Source organism: Spirosoma utsteinense (genome assembly GCF_014282275.1).
Taxonomy (GTDB): Bacteria; Bacteroidota; Bacteroidia; order Cytophagales; family Spirosomataceae; genus Spirosoma; species Spirosoma utsteinense.
Window position 1 is genome coordinate 122,802 of record NZ_VFIA01000011.1, and the last position, 19,291, is coordinate 142,092.

Annotated in this window: 19 protein-coding genes; 13 read left to right on the forward strand and 6 right to left on the reverse strand. The window is 54.3% G+C overall.

Annotation, left to right across the window (positions count from 1 at the left end; all coding sequences use genetic code 11):
- Positions 1 to 62: 62 nt before the first annotated feature.
- Complete coding sequence (gene treF / locus FH603_RS10970) at positions 63 to 1,655, forward strand: alpha,alpha-trehalase TreF (protein ID WP_186737535.1); 1,593 nt, start codon at positions 63 to 65, stop codon at positions 1,653 to 1,655.
- Here treF and truA read toward each other — a convergent pair.
- Positions 1,644 to 2,408: a tRNA pseudouridine(38-40) synthase TruA gene (gene truA, locus FH603_RS10975; RefSeq protein ID WP_186737536.1), complete on the reverse strand. Its 765-nt coding sequence runs from the start codon at positions 2,406 to 2,408 to the stop codon at positions 1,644 to 1,646. The genes treF and truA overlap by 12 nt on opposite strands.
- Positions 2,409 to 2,511: 103 nt before the next feature.
- Here truA and FH603_RS10980 point away from each other — a divergent pair, with 103 nt between their 5' ends.
- Complete coding sequence (locus tag FH603_RS10980; protein ID WP_186737537.1) at positions 2,512 to 3,123, forward strand: methyltransferase domain-containing protein; 612 nt, start codon at positions 2,512 to 2,514, stop codon at positions 3,121 to 3,123.
- Between the two features lie 122 nt (positions 3,124 to 3,245).
- On the opposite strand, the gene FH603_RS10985 is transcribed toward FH603_RS10980, so the two are convergent.
- On the reverse strand, positions 3,246 to 4,343 hold the full coding sequence (locus tag FH603_RS10985; RefSeq protein WP_235985374.1) for a major royal jelly family protein: 1,098 nt from the start codon (positions 4,341 to 4,343) through the stop codon (positions 3,246 to 3,248).
- 198 nt (positions 4,344 to 4,541) lie between these two features.
- Between FH603_RS10985 and FH603_RS10990 the strand changes: the two genes are divergently transcribed.
- Complete coding sequence (locus FH603_RS10990) at positions 4,542 to 5,645, forward strand: SMP-30/gluconolactonase/LRE family protein (protein ID WP_186737538.1); 1,104 nt, start codon at positions 4,542 to 4,544, stop codon at positions 5,643 to 5,645.
- A gap of 261 nt (positions 5,646 to 5,906) precedes the next feature.
- Positions 5,907 to 7,304, forward strand: a complete 1,398-nt coding sequence (locus tag FH603_RS10995) for a vanadium-dependent haloperoxidase (protein WP_186737539.1) — start codon at positions 5,907 to 5,909, stop codon at positions 7,302 to 7,304.
- A gap of 89 nt (positions 7,305 to 7,393) precedes the next feature.
- On the opposite strand, the gene FH603_RS11000 is transcribed toward FH603_RS10995, so the two are convergent.
- Positions 7,394 to 7,843, reverse strand: coding sequence for a hypothetical protein (locus tag FH603_RS11000; RefSeq protein WP_186737540.1), 450 nt, complete (start codon positions 7,841 to 7,843; stop codon positions 7,394 to 7,396).
- Positions 7,844 to 7,977: 134 nt separating this feature from the next.
- Positions 7,978 to 8,799 (reverse strand): mechanosensitive ion channel family protein, encoded by an 822-nt coding sequence (locus tag FH603_RS11005; RefSeq protein WP_186737541.1) that lies wholly within the window; start codon positions 8,797 to 8,799, stop codon positions 7,978 to 7,980.
- Positions 8,800 to 8,953: 154 nt separating this feature from the next.
- Between FH603_RS11005 and FH603_RS28945 the strand changes: the two genes are divergently transcribed.
- Entirely contained in the window at positions 8,954 to 9,085 is a 132-nt protein-coding gene (locus tag FH603_RS28945; RefSeq protein WP_262891260.1) for a hypothetical protein, read from the forward strand.
- Between the two features lie 69 nt (positions 9,086 to 9,154).
- Here FH603_RS28945 and corA read toward each other — a convergent pair whose 3' ends face one another.
- Positions 9,155 to 10,105, reverse strand: a complete 951-nt coding sequence (gene corA / locus FH603_RS11010) for a magnesium/cobalt transporter CorA (protein WP_186737542.1) — start codon at positions 10,103 to 10,105, stop codon at positions 9,155 to 9,157.
- A gap of 204 nt (positions 10,106 to 10,309) precedes the next feature.
- Here corA and FH603_RS11015 point away from each other — a divergent pair, with 204 nt between their 5' ends.
- From FH603_RS11015 to FH603_RS11050, 8 genes are all read left to right on the forward strand, one after another.
- Positions 10,310 to 11,338 (forward strand): hypothetical protein, encoded by a 1,029-nt coding sequence (locus FH603_RS11015; protein WP_186737543.1) that lies wholly within the window; start codon positions 10,310 to 10,312, stop codon positions 11,336 to 11,338.
- Positions 11,339 to 11,494: 156 nt separating this feature from the next.
- Positions 11,495 to 12,016 (forward strand): DUF6932 family protein, encoded by a 522-nt coding sequence (locus tag FH603_RS11020; protein ID WP_186737544.1) that lies wholly within the window; start codon positions 11,495 to 11,497, stop codon positions 12,014 to 12,016.
- On the forward strand, positions 11,973 to 12,272 hold the full coding sequence (locus tag FH603_RS11025; RefSeq protein WP_186737545.1) for a hypothetical protein: 300 nt from the start codon (positions 11,973 to 11,975) through the stop codon (positions 12,270 to 12,272). Before FH603_RS11020 ends, FH603_RS11025 begins: the two co-directional genes overlap by 44 nt.
- An 89-nt stretch (positions 12,273 to 12,361) precedes the next feature.
- Complete coding sequence (locus FH603_RS11030; RefSeq protein ID WP_186737546.1) at positions 12,362 to 14,629, forward strand: NADP-dependent malic enzyme; 2,268 nt, start codon at positions 12,362 to 12,364, stop codon at positions 14,627 to 14,629.
- 102 nt (positions 14,630 to 14,731) lie between these two features.
- Positions 14,732 to 15,727, forward strand: coding sequence for a tryptophan--tRNA ligase (gene trpS / locus FH603_RS11035; protein WP_186737547.1), 996 nt, complete (start codon positions 14,732 to 14,734; stop codon positions 15,725 to 15,727).
- 16 nt (positions 15,728 to 15,743) lie between these two features.
- Complete coding sequence (gene deoC, locus FH603_RS11040) at positions 15,744 to 16,526, forward strand: deoxyribose-phosphate aldolase (protein WP_186737548.1); 783 nt, start codon at positions 15,744 to 15,746, stop codon at positions 16,524 to 16,526.
- 26 nt (positions 16,527 to 16,552) lie between these two features.
- Positions 16,553 to 17,467 (forward strand): sugar phosphate isomerase/epimerase family protein, encoded by a 915-nt coding sequence (locus FH603_RS11045; protein ID WP_186737549.1) that lies wholly within the window; start codon positions 16,553 to 16,555, stop codon positions 17,465 to 17,467.
- A gap of 60 nt (positions 17,468 to 17,527) precedes the next feature.
- On the forward strand, positions 17,528 to 18,103 hold the full coding sequence (locus FH603_RS11050; RefSeq protein WP_186737550.1) for a phosphatase PAP2 family protein: 576 nt from the start codon (positions 17,528 to 17,530) through the stop codon (positions 18,101 to 18,103).
- Between the two features lie 98 nt (positions 18,104 to 18,201).
- Here the strand turns inward: FH603_RS11050 and namA are convergent, their stop codons facing one another.
- Positions 18,202 to 19,287: an NADPH dehydrogenase NamA gene (namA, locus tag FH603_RS11055; protein ID WP_186737551.1), complete on the reverse strand. Its 1,086-nt coding sequence runs from the start codon at positions 19,285 to 19,287 to the stop codon at positions 18,202 to 18,204.
- Positions 19,288 to 19,291: the final 4 nt, after the last annotated feature.

Here is a 19,291-nt window from a genome sequence, read left to right on the forward strand (position 1 = left end):
GTTACAGACTAGAAACCCGGATTTTGCGAAAATGATCACGATTTCCGGCTAACCAGTACACCATGAGCCAACGAATCTGTCTTATATTCCTGTTATTTCTCACCCTGCCTACCGGTTCTTTTGCCCAGCCACTGGCACCCGATGAGCAATACGGCGACCTGTTCGCTGAGGTGCAAACCCGGATGATCTTCCCCGACTCTAAAACCTTTGCCGACTGTGTACCAAAATTTCCTGCGCCCGTCATTCTAAAAAGTTATGAAAAGGCCCGTCAGACGCGTGGCTTCTCTCTGAAATCGTTTGTGGAGCAGCACTTCACCGTACCAACCCTGCCAACGCCTGCCCGCAAAGTCCGGCCGACGGGGTCGGCTCAGCAGACCCTGACGAGTCTATGGCCCCTGCTGACCCGACAGTCCGGCGATCGGGCTGATGCGGGTTCCCTGATAACGCTCCCGAACCCGTATGTTACAACAGACGGCCGGTCGGGCGAACTCCCCTACTGGGACAGTTATTTTACGATGCTGGGGTTGCAGGCCTCCGGCCAGACGGCCCTGATGCGGCACATGGTCGATAATTTTGCCTACCTGATCCGAACCGTCGGCCATGTTCCGTCCAGCAACCGGACCTACTGCCTGAGCCGATCACAGCCGCCGGTGTTCTCGCTGATGGTAGGCTTGCTGAGCGAAACACGGGGTCGGCGGGTGCTGGTTACGTACCTGCCCGCGCTGCAGCAGGAATACAATTTCTGGATGGATGGCCGGGATAAGACGACGGAGGAAGCACCGGCTTACCGGCGGGTGGTACGGATGGCATCCGGCGTTTTTCTCAATCGCTATTATGATGACCGTGACACCCCCCGCCCCGAAGCGTACCGGGAAGATATGGCCCTGGTGAAGAACCGGAAAGATGCCCCGGCCCTGTACCGGAACCTGCGCGCCGGGGCCGAATCGGGCTGGACGTTCAGCAGCCGCTGGCTCAAAGACAGCAAGGTACTCCGCAGCATCCATACCACAGACCTTATCCCGGTAGACCTCAACTGCCTGCTGCTCAACCTGGAACGAACGCTGGCCGAAGGATACCGGCTTAAAGGCGACAAACGCCGGATGCGAATGTACCAGATCCAGGCCCAGAAACGGCACGACGCCATCCAGCAGTATTGCTGGAATGACCGGCGTCGTTTCTATTTCGATTATGATTTCGTAGACCAGAAAACCACGTCTGTCTACTCTGCCGCGGCTGCCCTGCCGTTGTTTGTCAGGATAGCGACACTCGACCAGGCCCGATACGTTGGCCAGACACTTCAACGCGACTTCCTGAAGGCTGGCGGTCTGCTGGCAACAACCACCTCCCGAACCAGTCAGGTATGGGATTCGCCCAATGGCTATGCCTCCGTACAGTGGTTCGCCATTCAGGGGCTTCGGAACTACAACCTCACCGAACCCGCCAGTCAGATCAAACGGAACTGGCAGGCCGAAACCCTGAAGGCTTATAAAGCCACCGGCACTTTTCTTTCCGTTTACAATGTAGTCGGCTCCCGGTCCTCGGGCGACAAAGACCTCCCTATTCCCGATGGGTACGGCCCCACCAATGGCGTATTGTTGCGATTACTGAAAGAGGATGCCCTCCTGTCACCCCCCGATCGTTCCTTAGCCCAGTAGAATCCGCTCAGCGAGTACCTCCGGCGGGTAGGTTACTTCAACCAGGTACAGTCCATTGGCCGGTGCGGCCCGCCCCGCCCTGTTGCGGTCTTTGGCCTCGATAATAGTTTCGAACTGATCGAGGTTCATGTGCCCCTGACCAATCTCCACCATAGTACCTACTATCGTCCGGACCATACCCCACAAAAATCGATTGGCTTTGATATGGAAGGTCAGCCGGTCGCGGCTACGCTCCCAGTAGGCCAGATCCAGCCGACACAGGAAATTGGTTACGTCGGCGCGGGCCTTGCTGAAACTTTTGAAATCCTTCGTATGCAGCAATAACTGGCAGGCCTCATTCATCAGCCCTTCGTCCAGCTCCGGCCTGAAATGATAGGTTAGCCCACTTTGAAAGGCGTTTTTGTGCCGTGTGATGTGATACTGGTAGTACCGGGACGTAGCCGAGAACCGGGCGTGATCGGCGGGGCGTACGGGAAAAATAGTTTTTATGGCAATATCCTCAGGCAGGATGCAATTGAGGGAGTAGATCAGCGAATCGGATAGCGCCAGTGGCTCCGGCACATCGATATGGGCAAACTGCTGTTCGGCGTGGACACCGGCGTCGGTACGGCCGCTACCCAGAATGTACATCGGGTACCCGAATCGTTGCGACAGGGCCGCTTCAATGGTCGTCTGGACGCTAACCCCGTTGGCCTGCGCCTGCCAGCCATGATAGGCCGTACCGCGGTATGAAAGTTCAATGAAATAACGCATATCGCGCAAAAGTACCACCCGGCAGGCGTTTGTAAACACAGCGGCCAGTCAAACCTTCGTGTCGAACGGGCAGTTGGAGATGGATCAGCAAACCGGTTATTCCATGACAGCCAATAATCCTTTTCAACGCTACGACGAAACCGACGACGCCAATTTTTATGTCCAGCCGCGACTGGTTGCGCATATCGATGACGCGGCTATTGCCGCCACCACCGATCTGTTTCGGGAGTATTTACCCGCCAGGGGTGCCATTCTGGATTTGATGAGCAGCTGGGTGAGCCATCTGCCCGGCGATGTGGCCTACAGCCGGGTGGCGGGCCTGGGCATGAATGAAACCGAGCTAAGAAAGAATCCACAACTGACCGATTATGTCCTTCAGGACCTGAACCGGCAGGCACGGCTCCCCTACTCCGACGCCAGTTTCGACGGCGGCATGGTAACCGTATCCGTGCAGTATCTGACCGATCCATTTACGGTGTACCGTGAGGTGGCACGGGTCTTACGGCCGGGCGCTCCTTTCATGACCGTATTCTCCAACCGGATGTTCCCCACCAAAGCGGTAGCCATCTGGCAATCGCTGGACGATAAGGGACATCAACGGCTGGTACGCAGCTATTATGAACAAACGGGTTTGTTCGATCAGATTGAGGTGCTCGACCGTAGTCCGGCTGGCTGGAGCGATCCGCTGTTTGCGGTGGTAGGGTATCGAATTTAACGATAAGTAGTTACCTGGAGGTAAGTAGCCACTACCAGGGTCTTCGACCACTGGCAGGGCATCGCTCATTATGTCCTGCCAGTGGTCGAAGACCCTGGTAGTGGCTACTTATCTTTAAACAACTACTTCCCAATCTTCATTCGAAACACCTCGTAGGGACTCTTTCTGGTCGACTTACCCCCGTTATGCTTGGCCATGTGGTCGATCTGTGACGTCGTGATGTAGAGGTAGCCATTTTGGACCGCGTAACTATCCGGCCATTGCAGCCGGACCCGGTCGGTGAGCAGGTTTTCACGCTTCAGATCGGCAGTTGTGTTCAGGCGATACATCGTGTAGTTCTGAATATCGCCCAAATACAGGTAACCAGCCGGATCGATGATCATGCCATCTGTCGAAGTGAATTTACCCAGATCCTCTACCTGCGCCCACAACGCTTTGTCGGCAATTGTCGTATCCAGCAGATACTCCGTCTTGATCCGGTAGAGTTTGTTGTCCGTCAGCGGTTTGTAATAGAGCGTGTTTCCATCGGGTGTCAGAGCCAGCCCGTCGGAGTTGAACTTGACAGGACCTTTGGGGTCGCGGAGTTCGCGGCCATCGATAATGAACTTGTAGGTAGGGTCCGACACGACCGATGGGTGCCCTTGTAGCGTCAGGCGCGTCTTTCCGCTTTTGATGTCGACAATCACGATTCCGCCCTGCTGCGACTCGGTCAGATAAACCAGTTCGCGCTTCGTGTCGACCCGGATATCGTTCAGGTAACTATCCTTTCCCACAATCCCTTTCATGGGGTAGGTGCGTTCTACTTTATTCGTCGTCAGGTTGAAGCAAACCAGCTTGTGCGAATCCTTGTAAACCCCCTCCTGCTTGGGACTGGCCGGGTCGATCACCCACAACCGGTCTTTATCGTCGACAAATACGGATTGCACACATACCCATTTATTGGTAGGGTCCTGACCGGGCTTCCAGCTGTTCCAGGCCGCATCGGGATATGGTTTTACCGAACCATCTTTGGCTACTTCAACCACGGCATACCGGTAGGTATCGGTCCAGTAGGGATAATTGACAAACATCCGGCCTGACTTCGATACGGCTACGCCCGTAAGCTGGTACGTATCGTCTTTAAAGACCGATTCCACGGGTGTTTGCTGCGCTTGGCCGCTTAGCGCGGTTGCCAGCAACAGGGCCACTAGACGACCCGCATTTTTATACATCGTTTTCATTTATGTTGAGTGTTTTCTCTCTTTCGCTAACCCGGTGTTTGCCGGAAGGTTTGCGTTCACTAGTGTGCGGGAATTGATCCCGCCTGGTCTTTTGGATGTAGAAGGCTGTATTCCCGGTACGCTAAGGTTAACGAACATTCGTCTTCACCCGCCGTTACTGACTCAGATAAATGACACGAAACGTTACGAAGAAACTACATGAACTATTCCATTCCATTGGCTTTGCTGGTCGCAGCCCTGGCGACGGGTTGTCAGTCAAACCAGAAAGATAAACAAGGTGACGCTACATCGGCAGCAGCAACAACCGATACATCGGTGCAGATTACCGGCAGCAAGCGGCCTGCCCTGCTCCACTCGCTGCCCGAAATGTACAACACCCCCGACGGTATGGCACTGGCACCCGACAGCAGCGTAATTCTGTCGGTACCCAACTTCGGCAATCCCAGCTTTACACCGGTGTTGCTGCGTATGGCCAACGACACGATTGGCTTTTTCTTCGCACCGCCGAAGCACCCCGACACCAAACATGCCGCCCCAATGGATCTGGCCTACGGACCCGATGGTAACCTGTATTATGCCGACAACCAGTGGCAGTATAGCAAAGAACGGAAGTCGCGGCTGATGCGCATCCGAATACAGAACGGCAAACCAACAACCGCCGAAATGGTGGTCGAAGGCTTCCGGCTGGCGAATGCTGTCGTCTGGAAAGGCAACACCATCTACGTCACCGACAGCCAGTGGGATACGCCCGAAAAACCCCGCGAGAGTGCTATCCTTCATTTTTCACTCAGCGAGCTTAACGGAACCCCGGTAAAACTCAAAGCCGGCTTTACCGACCCGCATATCCTGACAACTTTCACGACACAGGATAACCCGAGCGCCCTCGACAACGGCGCCGACGGACTGGATTATGACAGTAAAGGCAATTTCTTCACGGGGGGATTCGGCGACGGCATTATCTATAAAATGACGCTCAAGCCAGACGGTTCACTCGCCGAAAAAACAAAGTTCGCGACCCTGGCCTGCGTCGACGGGCTGATCGTTGACCGGACGACCGATCAACTGTATGTGTGCGACTCCAAAAGTAATGCCATTCGTCTGGTCTCTCCTGATGGTAAGGTGAGCACACTGGCCGAAAATGGCGATACCAACGGCAGCAATGGCCTGCTCGATCAACCGGCCGAAGTCCTTCTGAAAGGAAAACGCCTGTTTATTGCAAACTACGATATGCCGGAAAAAGCGTTCAGGAACCAGCGGTTCGATGCTCCGCATACGCTCTCGGTAATTGAGCTGGACAAGTAAGCAAACCACCCTATATAAACGCGTCGTAACCAGATGAAAGCTCATCCGGTTACGACGCGTTTATGTTTTCAACCATTGCGATGGCCATAATGATGTGCTTGTTTTTACGACGACCATAGTATCATATAACCTATTGTATTTCAGGTATTTATACGCTAAATATCCCGGCATTTCCCCCTTTTAACTGGCCATAAGTCCTTCTACTTTTGTCATTCCAGCGCGTTGCTGTCAGTGGTATTAATCCTAAACCTTTCTACGAGTATGGACATTGTCAGTCAGTGTAATGAGATTTATTTGCAAATGGTCCGCCAGGCAGGTGGTGCGCCGGGTCCTATTTCCCGGACGGGTGCCATGTTGCATATTGCCATGTTTGAGGTGATCAATGCGTTAGCGCCAGCCGGTGTGCCAACGTATGAGACGTACCTGAACCCAATTGCCTGCATACCGGGCCCGGATGCGCTGCAGAGGCTCTCCGCTATTTATGCCGCTCGCCACATCCTCATGACAGTCAGTGGTGATGCCCACCTTGTACCGGGGGCCAAACGCTTCGAAATTCAGACCAATCTTGACGCATCATTCGGTACGTTACTGAACGACGAAGGCGGATCGAATGTCCAGCATACGGCCAGTAAAGACTTTGGCGAATGTATCGCTCAGGCCATGATCAACTCCCGTCAATCGGATGGGTATGATAACGCCACCACGTATCCGGGCTCGGCTACGCCTGGTCAATGGCGTCCAACCCAGCCAGGCACTAGCGGGGTGACCCCTAAATGGGGCCTTCTGCATCCTTTTGGCCAGTGGTCACCCAACAAAAAGTTTCGTCCCAGTTTACCGGCAGGGTTTGAAACCATGAGCGAAATGCTGGCCAGCCCGGAGTATGCAGCCCAGTTGAATGAAGTGAAACTGCTGGGAAGTAGTGACTCCACCCATCGTACGGCCGAGCAAACCCAGATCGGCTTCTTCTGGGCTAACGACCTCGACGGTACCTCGAAACCGCCGGGGCAGTTGTATACTATGACCAGCATCATTGCGCAGCAACGTAATCTGACCCTGGAAGAAAGTGCCCGGCTCTTTGCTCTGGCCGGCATGGCTATGGCTGACGCGGCCATTGTAGCCTGGGATGTCAAGTACGAAACCGGTATTGATTTATGGCGACCCGAATCGGCTGTCCGGGAAGCTAACTCAGACGGGAATACCCACACAGGAGCCGATCCGTTCTGGCAGCCGCTGTCCCGTACTGCTCCTCAACGCGGTATGACCAGCACACCGGGCCAGGTCATGTCAGAAACGAGCGTCACTCGTTTCTCGCCCCCTTTCCCGGCTTACGTCTCCGGCCATGCCACCTTTGGTGCAGCCCATGCAGCCGCCATGCGCGTTGCCCTGGGTACCGATAATATCACCTTTACCCTCACAACCGAAGACCCTAATGCCGTGGGCGTTACGCGCACCTTCAACAGCCTGATGGCCGCAGCGTTGGAAAATGGCCGCAGCCGGGTATATCTGGGCGTACACTTCCAGTGGGATGGCGATAACGGGTTCCTGGCGGGCACTAAAGTTGGTAAATTCGTTGCCACTAATTTCTTCAAGCAACTAAACCCACCACCCGTGCCGATGCTTATCACTGAATCGCCTGATACCGCCGTTACGGAATCCTGAGTTTTTTTTCACAGTTGAGGGCCGGTTGCATGACAAAAGCAATGCAACCGGCCCTCAACTGTGAAAAAAACGTACGTTTTCGGTTAACGTTATTTCAGGCGTTCATAAACGCCACCGGCAACCACGCCCCCAAACAGATACCAGGCCACCGTCATAGCGATAGTCGCCGAACTACGGGTGGTAGGTGCCTCGCCCAGCCCCATTGGACCGGGCAGCGTTACGGCACCAACGCCAGCCAGGACGCCCAGCCCGGCCCCCACCAGTAGTGGCTGTTTCGGACCAATACCTACCAGGCTGTAATAGACCGCATTCGATGTGACATCACCGAGCATGGCCAGCCCATATAGGTTGTCGCCGGTGGGCGGCTGCTCACCCGCTTTTTCGTAGCCTTTTTTGATACTGCGCATGCCGAGGATATCGGCGCGGGGCGCTTCGGGCACAAACTGCCGGACGGTTTCGTGGAGAACATTTAACGCAATGGCTCCGGCAAGACCGCTGACAAGCGACCGGATGAGTGACGAACTGGTAAGTATTGACATGGTACGTTGCGATAAAACGAGAAACGAATTACATGAATCAACCGGCCAGCCAACAACTTGTTTAAGTATACAGAAGGCCCGAACGGATAATCCCTTCGGGCCTTCTCTTACGGTGGGCTATTCCTTTGGTTGTCTTACTCGCTGGTAACGAACAGTTGCGGTTTGGGAGCCAGAATATCGTCTTTGCCAAACTGCCGGGCCACGTTTTCGAGCATGTAATAGTGGGTTTCCCAGTACGTCTCGCTTTTGGTCCAGACTCGAACGTCATAATCGCGCGAGTTGGCGTTCAGTTTCGTTATCAACACATCGTGGGTGCGATCCTTGAGTGCAAACGGACAGGCATCGACCACTCGCCGGATAGACGCTTCGGTCGCGTCGATATCGTTCTGGCTTCCCACGGTATAGACCTGATCGACACGAATAGTCCCCTTCGTGCTTATGTTCGTAATAGCTGAGGTCGATAAGGGGCCATTGGGCAGAATAATCGTTTTGTTGTCGAGCGTGACGAGCGTCGTATCGAAAATACGGATGGCTTCCACGTTACCGGTAAAACCCTGGGCATTGATCAGATCGCCGACACGAAAGGGCTTGAAAATAAGGATGAGGACGCCACCGGCAAAATTGGCCAGGCTACCCTGAAGTGCCAGTCCCACCGCTAGGCCAGCCGCACCAATGATAGCTACGAACGAGGTAGTAGCCACCCCTAATGTGCTCGCTATACTGAGTAACAGCAACACGCGCAGCAGGCCACTCACCAGCGAGAGCAGGAACGGCTGTACGTCCCGGTCGACGTGCCGATTGGTCATTACCGACGAAAGAACCTTAATGATCCAGCTGATTAGCCATAGACCAACGATGAGGGTGACAATAGCGAGCAGAACACTGCCGCCGTAAATAGTGGCAAAAGTAAGCATCTGGTCGTAGACGCGCTGGGCAGAAGACTGAGCATTTTCCATGAAAGTCAGGTGGTTAAGTACGCTTATCAGACGGATAATCGCCGGATAGTAACAACCTACCTGCAATCAGGAAATGATTTTTATTGCCTGCTGCCCGTTTTTGCCATAATCAATACCCTCGACGATTCATCTTTTTAGCCTGTCCGGGAGGTATATGCTTCACGTTACCGTGCTTATACCAACCCTTATGCAGGCCGTTGTCATGGCGCGGTGGCGGGTAATATACAGACACCGGGCGGCTGCAACCCACGGCCAGCATAAGCACGACAAAACAGGCGACAAATAAGCGTTTCATTTAGTTGAGGTTTATCACCAGAACGAAACTATGCGCGCTCCATTGCCCGGCAAGGTAGCCTTACAACCAGTTCTTCCTGCGGAAAATATAGAGCGTTAATAACGACGACGACACAATCAGGGCCAGCGCCAGAGGATAGCCAAAAGACAGATGCAGTTCGGGCATGTTATCGAAGTTCATGCCCCATATACTGGCCAGCAGCGTAGGCGGCAGGAACACCAGCGACACCACCGTAAATATTTTAACGATCCGGTTCTGTTCCAAATCAATCAAACCCAGATACGTATTTTGCAGGAACTCCAGCCGCTCAAAAATGAAGTTCGTGTGGTCGATGAGCGAATTGATGTCTTTGATCAGCGTTCGTAACCGGATTTGCTCCGCTTCGTTAAACCAGCCAGCAGACCGTATCATGGCTGAGATCACCCGCTGTTTATCGACAACATTTTCCCGGATCGACATCGTCAGTTCCTGGTAATCGTTGATGTTGAGCAGCATTTCGCGGTCGAGGTTCGCGTCCAGATCGAGCATCTTGTTAATGGCCTTGATCTCACTCGACACCATCTCGACCAAATCGGCGTCGTAATCGATGCGGGACTCGAAAATATAGATCAGGATCTGGGCTCCATCGCTGAACATGGCCCGGCGCGACTTGATCCGCTTCACCGTATCGGCAAAGGACTTGAGATCAGCATTGCGGTACGTGAACAGCGTATCGTCTTTGAGCAGAAAACTTACCGGTACCGTCACGTAGCGCTGGTCTTCGTCGGGCACCAGGAAGTTAGAGTTGGCGATCATGAAGTCATCTTCTTCGATGTAGCGCGACGAACTTTCAATTTCCAGCTGCTCCTGCTGGCTCAAAAAATCGACGTCAAACTTCTCCTCTACACTTTTGATCTCGGCGGGTGTCGGATTCTGCAAGTCGACCCATAACGTCCGCTCGGTGTCGGAGAAGGAGTCGATGTCGCGGATTTTACGGACGGACGTTTCGTCCTGTTGAAAGATACGGATCATAGCGTAGTTGAGTGGGTACGGCTGTGTGGCCGCGAAGTTCGTTAAATTGGCTAAATTCGCTTACATCGAATCTGGCGAATAGGTAAACAAATAACCGTTCTTACCGGCGTTGTTCCGCTGGACAAACTCACGGCTTTCAGCTGGCTAAACCGCTATAGGTTCGTACCAAGCTAACCTAATTTCCATTTCATTGCGACTCTGTCAATGGTAGGTGTTCACGAAGAAGTTTACCGCATAAAGGCCGCCTATCTATATGGACGCTGGGGCATCATGGCACTACTGCTCCTGTCTTCACTCGTTATCCCATACAAGATAGCTACCGATGGACAGGCTTACCCGGATCTCAATTTATTGCTGACCTGCTATTCGATTGCGGGTTTTCTGTGGATCGTGGCCCCGTTCGACTCCTGGACCGTAACGGCGTACATCGAAACAACGTCGGATGGTTTCTGGCTGAAGAAGCTCGGACAAAAAGCGAGATGGCATCCCTACTCCGCGATTATGGCCTATAACGAGCGTCCTAATTCAACCAGGATGGAGTCGTTCGATGAGCTGACCCTATACCTGACCGATGCCTGGTTCGTGCTTCGATCGAATGAGTACAGAGACTACGCTGATTTAAAAGACCTGTTTACGCAGTACGGTAAAGCCGGTCAGCATCAGAACGTGATAACGGTGCCCGAACGGAATCTGATCCGATGGCTCATCGGCGCAACAGCCCTTATCATACTAATAAATATTGTTTTCGGTTTCCTGGCTCATAACGACACTGACAGCACACCCGCCCATCTGGTCACCATCAGAGATGGGGTCAGCCAGGCAAAAGAGATCCGAAATAAGGGGCGTTTGAAGGGCGTAACCATCTCCCTGATTACTTACCCCAACTTCTCGTTCTATCTGTCACGCCGGGAGTATACCGATTCACTAGCGTACCTGGTCTGGGCTGTCGACATGGGGCAGCCTATCGAATTAACGATCCGGGAAAGTGAACTCCGCCGGAAACTTTCCCAAACAGAACCCCTCACATTTGGCGATAAGTACAGCGATTTTCGGATGGTCGACGTTTTTGCAGCGCAGCAAACCACTCGTTTCCACATTGAAAGCCAGTCGCCCGTTTACGAACCAAAACGTACCAACCCCATACTACGAACAATGCTGCTTGGTATGCTGCTGATCCTGTGCTGGACAGGCTGGGTCTATGTCGATCAGCACCGGCTGCTTCGGGCAACTTGATACAGCAGCCCGCTAACTTTTTCCGTACCTTCGCCCTCCCAAACCGGACAACCGGTTTACATCAGCAGACTACTTAGCCAGAAGAAAAAACAGGCGTAAAAACGCCCTCTACTACCCTTGTACGCGGACCTATCTAACGTCTAACCTAACACTGACTTGATTGAACTAAACCAAAAGGGGCTAATAGTACCCGATTATAATGTTCCGTCGACCGTTCCTGAGTTAGCGACTGTCTTTGTGAAAGATAGGGCAACCCCACAGCGTCTAGCTCTGTTTAGAGGCTACCTGGATTATATGACTGATTTATGCGCTTGCCTGGGTGAGCTATCATTCACGCAATGGGTAGATGGCAGTTTCACAACAGCAGAACCACATCCAGGCGATATTGATATTGTTACGTTTCTTTCTTTTGCCGATATTGACAAATTAGGGCCAGCATTAAAGCCGTTTACCTACCCTCAGTCACTTGGTTACGGCATGGATGCTTATCTGGTTAGGGTGTTCCCGCCCGAACACCGGTTGTTCGCCTTATATGTTGGCGATAGAGATTACTGGCTCGATAAATTCACAAAAACGGAAAGAAACCGCCGGGGTATCGTTTATAAGAAAGGATTTCTTGAACTCATTTATTCGGATGAAGAACGCACAACTCTTAAAAGTCTACGATCTGATTCGTGAACTACAGGAGGTCGATACGCTCCTAAAAAGGCATCAGCAGTTGTCGGAAGATACGTTCATGACCGATCAGTATCTGGCGCTCAAAGACAAGTTGTTTTCCAGACTCCTGACGATACTAGCCAAGCCAGGTTTGGCATCATCTGCCAGTTACCAACTGGTGAGGCAGCTGGTCGAAAAATATTATGGATCAAAATCGCCCGCTCACCCACTTTCAGACGAATGGGCCGAGTTGCAGCGTCTAGCCCAGACCGTGTAACATACACATCGTCATTTCAGGCGTTGAAACTTCCGTACCTTCGCCCTCCCGAAGGGAACAGCATCCCAACATCAGCAGACCCATTTATTATGCAGCAAAAAATCCGGCGTGAAGATGCCCTTGACTACCACGCCAAGGGGCGGCCGGGCAAACTCGAAGTCATCCCGACAAAAGAATACAGCACCCAGCGCGACCTTTCACTGGCTTATTCGCCCGGTGTTGCCGAGCCCTGCCTGGCCATCGAAGCCAACCCCGACGATGCCTACACCTACACCGCCAAGGGAAACCTCGTTGCCGTGATCAGCAACGGCACGGCGGTTTTAGGGCTGGGCGATATTGGTCCCGCAGCCAGCAAACCCGTTATGGAAGGCAAAGGCCTGTTGTTTAAAATCTACGCCGATATCGATGTGTTCGACATCGAACTGAATACGAAGGACGTCGAAGAATTTGTTCGAACGGTCCGGATTCTGGAGCCTACCTTCGGGGGTGTCAACCTCGAAGATATCAAAGCGCCCGAGTGCTTCGAAATCGAAGAGCGGCTGAAGCGGGATATGAACATCCCCGTCATGCACGATGATCAGCACGGCACCGCCATCGTCAGCGGAGCCGCTTTGCTCAACGCGCTCGAACTGGTTGGTAAAAAGATCGAGACGGCGCAGTTCGTCTTTCTGGGAGCTGGGGCGGCAGCCATTTCCTGCGCCCGTCAATACGTAGCGCTGGGAGCAACAAGAGAAAATATCGTCATGTTCGACGTCGTTGGGCCGCTCCGTGCCGACCGCACCGACCTCAACCATATTACCCAACCCTTCGCCACGAGCCGCGATATCAATTCCCTCGCCGATGCATTTAAAGATGCCGACGTATTTGTTGGGCTCTCCAAAGGTAACATCGTTGGGCCGGACCTGATCCGGGCGATGGCCAAAGATGCCATTGTGTTTGCCATGGCTAACCCCACACCCGAGATCAGCTATGAGGAGGCTATGGCCGCCCGGCCCGACCTCATCATGGCGACGGGCCGGTCAGACTATCCCAACCAGGTCAATAACGTACTCGGCTTCCCGTACATTTTTCGGGGAGCGCTCGACGTTCGGGCTACCGAAATCAACGAAGCCATGAAACTGGCCGCTACCTACGCGCTGGCCGATCTGGCCAAAAAGTCGGTGCCGGACCTGGTCAATCTGGCCTATGGTGAGGCAAACATGATCTTCGGACGGACGTACATTCTGCCTAAGCCGGTCGATCCCCGCCTGCTGTCGACCATTGCCCCCGCCGTGGCCAAAGCAGCCATGGAGTCGGGAGTAGCCCGTTTGCCCATCTCTGACTGGGAAGCGTATCAGGCGCAACTCGCCGGTCGGCTGGGGCAGGATAACCAGATCTCGCGGGTGATTCTGAACAAGGCCAAGACGAGTCCAAAACGCGTTGTCTTTGCCGATGCCGAAAACCTGAAGGTGCTGAAAGCCGCCCAGCAGGTGCGTGACGACGGTATCGCCTACCCGATCCTGCTGGGTGAAAAGGAGAAAATTCAGCAGATCATTCTGGAGAATGGCCTTGACCTTGGCCAGATACCCATCATCGACCCGCGCGCACCGGAACAGCTGGAACTCATCGACCGCTTTGCCGATATCTATTTCAAAAAGCGGCAGCGTAAAGGCGTCAACGCTACCGAAGCGCGAAAATTGATGTTCTACCGCAACTATTTCGGGGCTATGATGGTGGAAACGGGTGAGGCCGACGCCCTCATTTCAGGCCTGACCCGCTCCTACCCCGACACGATCCGTCCCGCCCTGCAAGTGATTGGACGGGAGCCGGGCGTGCAGAAAGTAGCGGGTATGTACATCCTGCTTACCAAACGCGGGCCACTCTTTTTCTCGGACACGACGGTCAATTTCAACCCCACCGCCGACGAGATCGTGGAGATCACCGAGATGACAGCCCGCGCCGTAGAGCGCTTCAACATCAAACCCCGCATTGCGCTGGTCACTTACTCCAACTTCGGCAGCGCCAAAGGAGAAGATGCCGAGAAGATGAACCGGGCCGTTGAAATCCTACAACGTAAACACCCGGATTTGATCGTCGACGGTGAAATTCAAGCTCACTTAGCCTTTAACCGGGAGTTGCTGCAACAGAATCACCCGTTCAGCAAGCTCGTGGGCGAGGGCGCTAATACGCTCATCTTCCCGAACCTGTCGGCGGCCAACATCGCTTATAACCTGATGAGCGAAACGGCCGGTTTCGACGCCATCGGTCCCATTCTGCTCGGTATCCACAAACCGGTATATGTCCTGCAGCTGGGATCGTCGGAGCGCGAAATCGTGAACATGGTCGCCATCGCCGTCGTAGAAGCACAAGGAAAGTAATAAAAAGGGGAGAGTGGAGGAAAGGGAGGAGGGAGAAAAGGGAATACAATGCACGACCCCTTTTCTCCTTCCTCCCCCCTCCCTTTCCTCCACTCTTAACATATGGCACGTATTTTAACTGGTATCCAGAGCAGCGGACGACCGCATCTGGGCAACATCCTGGGGGCCATCAAGCCCGCTATCGATCTATCGAAAATTCCCGGCAATGACTCATTTCTGTTCATCGCCGACCTCCATTCGCTGACCAGCCTGCGCGACGGGGACACCCGCAAGGAGTACGTCCGGGCTATTGCCTCGACCTGGCTGGCGTTTGGTATCGATACCGAACGAACTACCTTCTGGCGGCAGTCGCGAGTGCCGGAGCATACCGAACTGGCCTGGTACCTCAACTGCTTTACGCCCATGCCGATGTTGGAAAATGCAACCTCGTACAAGGATAAAGTGGCGAAACTAACGGCCGATGGCGGGTCGGCCAACACCAGCAACGCCGGTCTGTTTACCTATCCGGTCTTACAGGCTGCCGACATTCTGCTCTACGATGCGGAGCTTATCCCCGTCGGAAAAGACCAGCGGCAGCACATCGAAATGACCCGTGACATTGCCGGTGCCGTGAACCGGTCTGTAGGCGAAGACATTCTGGTGCTGCCCGAAGCGCGCATCGATGAGCGGCTCATGGTCATTCCGGGCATCGACGGCGCGAAAATGAGCAAGTCCTATAACAACTACATCGACATTTTCCTGCCGGAGAATGAGCTGTATAAAGTTGTCAAGAAAATAAAGTCGGACTCGACGCCCCTCGAAGCGCCCAAGAACCCCGCCACCGATATCACCTTTCAGTTATATTCGTTGCTGGCGTCGGAAGAGCAGATTGCCCAGATGCGCAGCAATTACGAAGGTGGCAACTATGGCTATGGCACGGCGAAAAAAGCATTCTATGAGTTGCTACTGGAGCGCTTCGGTTCTGAGCGGGAACGGTTCAACTACTACATGACCAATAACGACGCCCTGGAAGCCGAACTACAGGCGGGAGAAGAAAAAGCCCGCGCCGTAGCCCGCCAGACAATTCAGCGCGTGCGGCAAAAGCTTGGTTTTATTTAAGCAGGAAACCTACCCGATGGACACGACCCTGATTCACTCGATTGCCCGGATGATCGACCATGCGCTGCTGCACCCTACCCTGACCGATGCGGAGTTGCGGGCGGGCTGTGCGCTGGCGCTGCGCTACGAGGTAGCCTCTGTTTGCGTCAAGCCCTACGCGATTCCGCTGGCCGCCGACCTGCTGGCGGGTTCCGACGTCCGGGTGGGAACCGTTATCGGCTTTCCCCACGGCAGTAACGCCACCATTATCAAGGTGGCCGAAACAGTGCAGGCCTGCCGCGACGGTGCCGTCGAGATCGATATGGTCGTCAACGTTGGCAAGGTACTGAGCGAAGACTGGACCTATGTGGAAGCTGAGATCCGGACGATCCATGAAACCTGCCGGGCGAACGGAGCGATCCTGAAAGTTATTTTCGAGAACGACTTCCTGACCAACAATCAGTCAAAGATCGGCCTGTGTACCATCTGCTCAGCCGTGGGTGTCGAATTCGTGAAGACGTCGACGGGTTTCGGTTTCGTAAAAGACGCCGACGGTACCTACAACACGGTCGGGGCCACACTGGCCGATCTGCAATTGATGCTCGATCATGTGAGCCCTGCCGTTGGGGTGAAAGCGTCGGGGGGTATCCGTACCCTCAATGACCTGCTGACGGTACGGGAGATGGGCGTCACCCGGGTGGGCACCTCAAGTACCGCTGCGATCCTGGACGAAGCCCACCGCCAGTTTGGCGAAGTACCGCTGAGCGTTGCTTTGGATGAAGATCGTGACGTTGACGGTTCACGTGACGTCGGTTACTGATACCCATTTTCTAACCTTTATCCTATATGCTCGACCTTGGCTTTGTTTCGGCGATTATGGCCGATTACGACCTGAACAGTGTTTTCAAATTTGCGGCCGAACAGCGGTTTCGCTGTGTCGAAGTCATGTGCTGGCCAACGGGTAATGCCGATGCCCGCCGGTATGCCGGTGTGACACATATCGACGTCGACAATCTTGATATCACCTATATTCACGCCCTGACGGTTGAGTACGGCGTGTCGATCTCGGGGCTGGGGTACTATCCAAACCCGCTCGACCCGAATCCAGAGCAGGCAGAGTTCTACCGGGAGCATATCAAGAAAATTATCCGGGCAGCTGCGAAATTGGGCGTTCCGGTCGTTAACACGTTCATTGGTCGCAATCCGTCGCTGAGCATCGCCGACAATCTGAAACTATACGCCGAACACTGGCCGGGTATCGTAAAGGTAGCGGAAGAGAACAACGTGAAGATCGGTATCGAAAATTGTCCCATGTGGTTTACGGACGACGAGTGGCCGGGTGGCAAGAATCTCGCGACCACACCCGCTATCTGGGACCGTATGTTCGAGATCATCCCGTCGCGGGTGCTGGGACTCAACTACGACCCGAGCCACATGATCTGGCAGATGATGGACGAAGTACTGCCCATTTACAACTACCGCGACCGGCTACACCATATCCACCTGAAGGATGTGAAACTGTACCGCGACAAACTCAACCGGGTGGGCATCATGGCGAATCCGCTCGACTACCATTCGCCCAAACTACCGGGTCTGGGCGATGTTCGCTGGGGTGCCTTCTTTGCGGCCCTTACCGATGTGCGCTACCGGGGACCCGTTTGTATCGAAGTCGAAGACAAGGCTTTCGAAGGCAGTCCCGACGATGTTCGGACCGCTATCCTCACCGCCCGCAACTACCTGAGCCAGTTCCTGGTTTTGTAGTACGGTCCAATTCATTTGCCAAACCGGGGCCGGTTATTTCCCACCAATTACCAGTCCACCGTGATCCAGAAACTTCACCAACTCGATACCGACCTGTTCCTGTGGCTCAATGGCCGTTACACGCCCTGGCTCGACCCCATTATGGTGTGGGTAACCGAGCGGAACAGTTGGTTCCCCTTCTATGCACTACTCGTTGGCTGGCTTATTTACCGCTACCGAAAGCAGGCCATTGGTTTGTTGTTGACGATCATTGCGGCCGTAGCCCTGAGCGATCAGGTGTCTTCGTCGGTGCTGAAACCGTTGACGCTCCGGCCCCGGCCCTGCCATGTTGAAGCCCTGCAAAAACTTATTCACCCGGTGCTGGACTGTGGCGGTCAATACGGTTTTGTGTCGTCTCATGCAGCCACTACGTTTGCGCTGGCAACCACCTTATGGCTCCTCCTCGGTCGGCAGCACCCCTGGATACGGCTGACGTTTTTGTGGGCGGCCTTCGTTTCCTACAGCCGGATCTACGTAGCAGCCCACTACCCGCTCGATGTACTGGCGGGTACGGGTGTCGGTGTTCTGTCGGCGGTTATCTGTGTGACGCTATACAACGAATTCCGTAAACGGCAGCACCCACAGGGAGCCGCTTAGGTCAGAACCAATGCTGTTTTAACCTGAACCAGGGCCAGCATCGACAGTAATCTGTTGACAGGTTAAGCCGCACCTACTTTATCCATGATGCACGTTTTTCAGCGAGGCTGGTGTTTTCTGGGTTTCGCCCGTTCGTACTGTACCGGCCAGGGCATGTCTTCTTCCAGTTCGTGAGCCGCCTGTAGCGGGAAGTAGGGACTCCGTAGAAACTCGCGGGCCAGCAGAATCAGGTCGGCCTGCCCGTTCGCCAGAATGGCTTCAGCCTGCTCAACAGACGTGATCAGGCCCACGGCAGCGGTGGTCATACCGGCTTCGTTTTTAATACGGTCAGCAAACGACACCTGGTAGCCGGGTGCAGTCGGAATGCTGGCCCGGGGCACGTTGCCACCCGTTGAGCAGTCGATCACGTCAACGCCTTTGTCTTTTAGCACCGTGGCTAACAGAACCGAATCGTCGGCTGTCCAGCCCCCTTCTGTCCAGTCGGTCGCCGATATCCGCACAAATAGTGGTAAGTCTTTTGGCCAAACGGTTTGAACGCGGGCTATCACGTCCAGCAACAGCCGAATCCTATTCTCGAAGGAGCCACCGTAGTTATCGGTACGCTGATTGCTCAACGGCGACATAAATTCATGGAGCAGGTAGCCGTGGGCAGCGTGGATCTCTACGACCTGAAACCCGGCATCCAGCGCCCGGCGGGCAGCGGCCTCAAAATCGGCCAGCACCTTTTCAATCCCGTCGTTCGTCAGGGCTGTCGGCAACGGACCTCCCTCATCGAACGGTATGGCACTCGGCGCTACCGTTTGCCAGCCGCCCTCTTCGGTGGGCGCAATGGCGGTGCCGCCCTTCAATGGACTTCGGTGACTGGCTTTACGGCCCGCGTGGGCCAACTGTATACCCGCTACCGACCCGTTTTGCTGGATAAAGTGCGTAATACGTTTGAGATTGGCGATGTGCTCATCGGCCCAGATACCCAGATCGTCGGGTGTGATGCGTCCCTCGGGCGACACGGCGGCAGCTTCGGAGATGATCAGGCCCGCGCCACCTACCGCCCGGCTTCCCAGATGAACCAGGTGCCAGTCATTGGCAAAGCCATCGACACTGGAATATTGGCACATCGGCGAAACGACAAGACGGTTCTTAAGCTGGATGCTCCGAATGGTTATTGGCGAAAATAGAAATGACATGGCT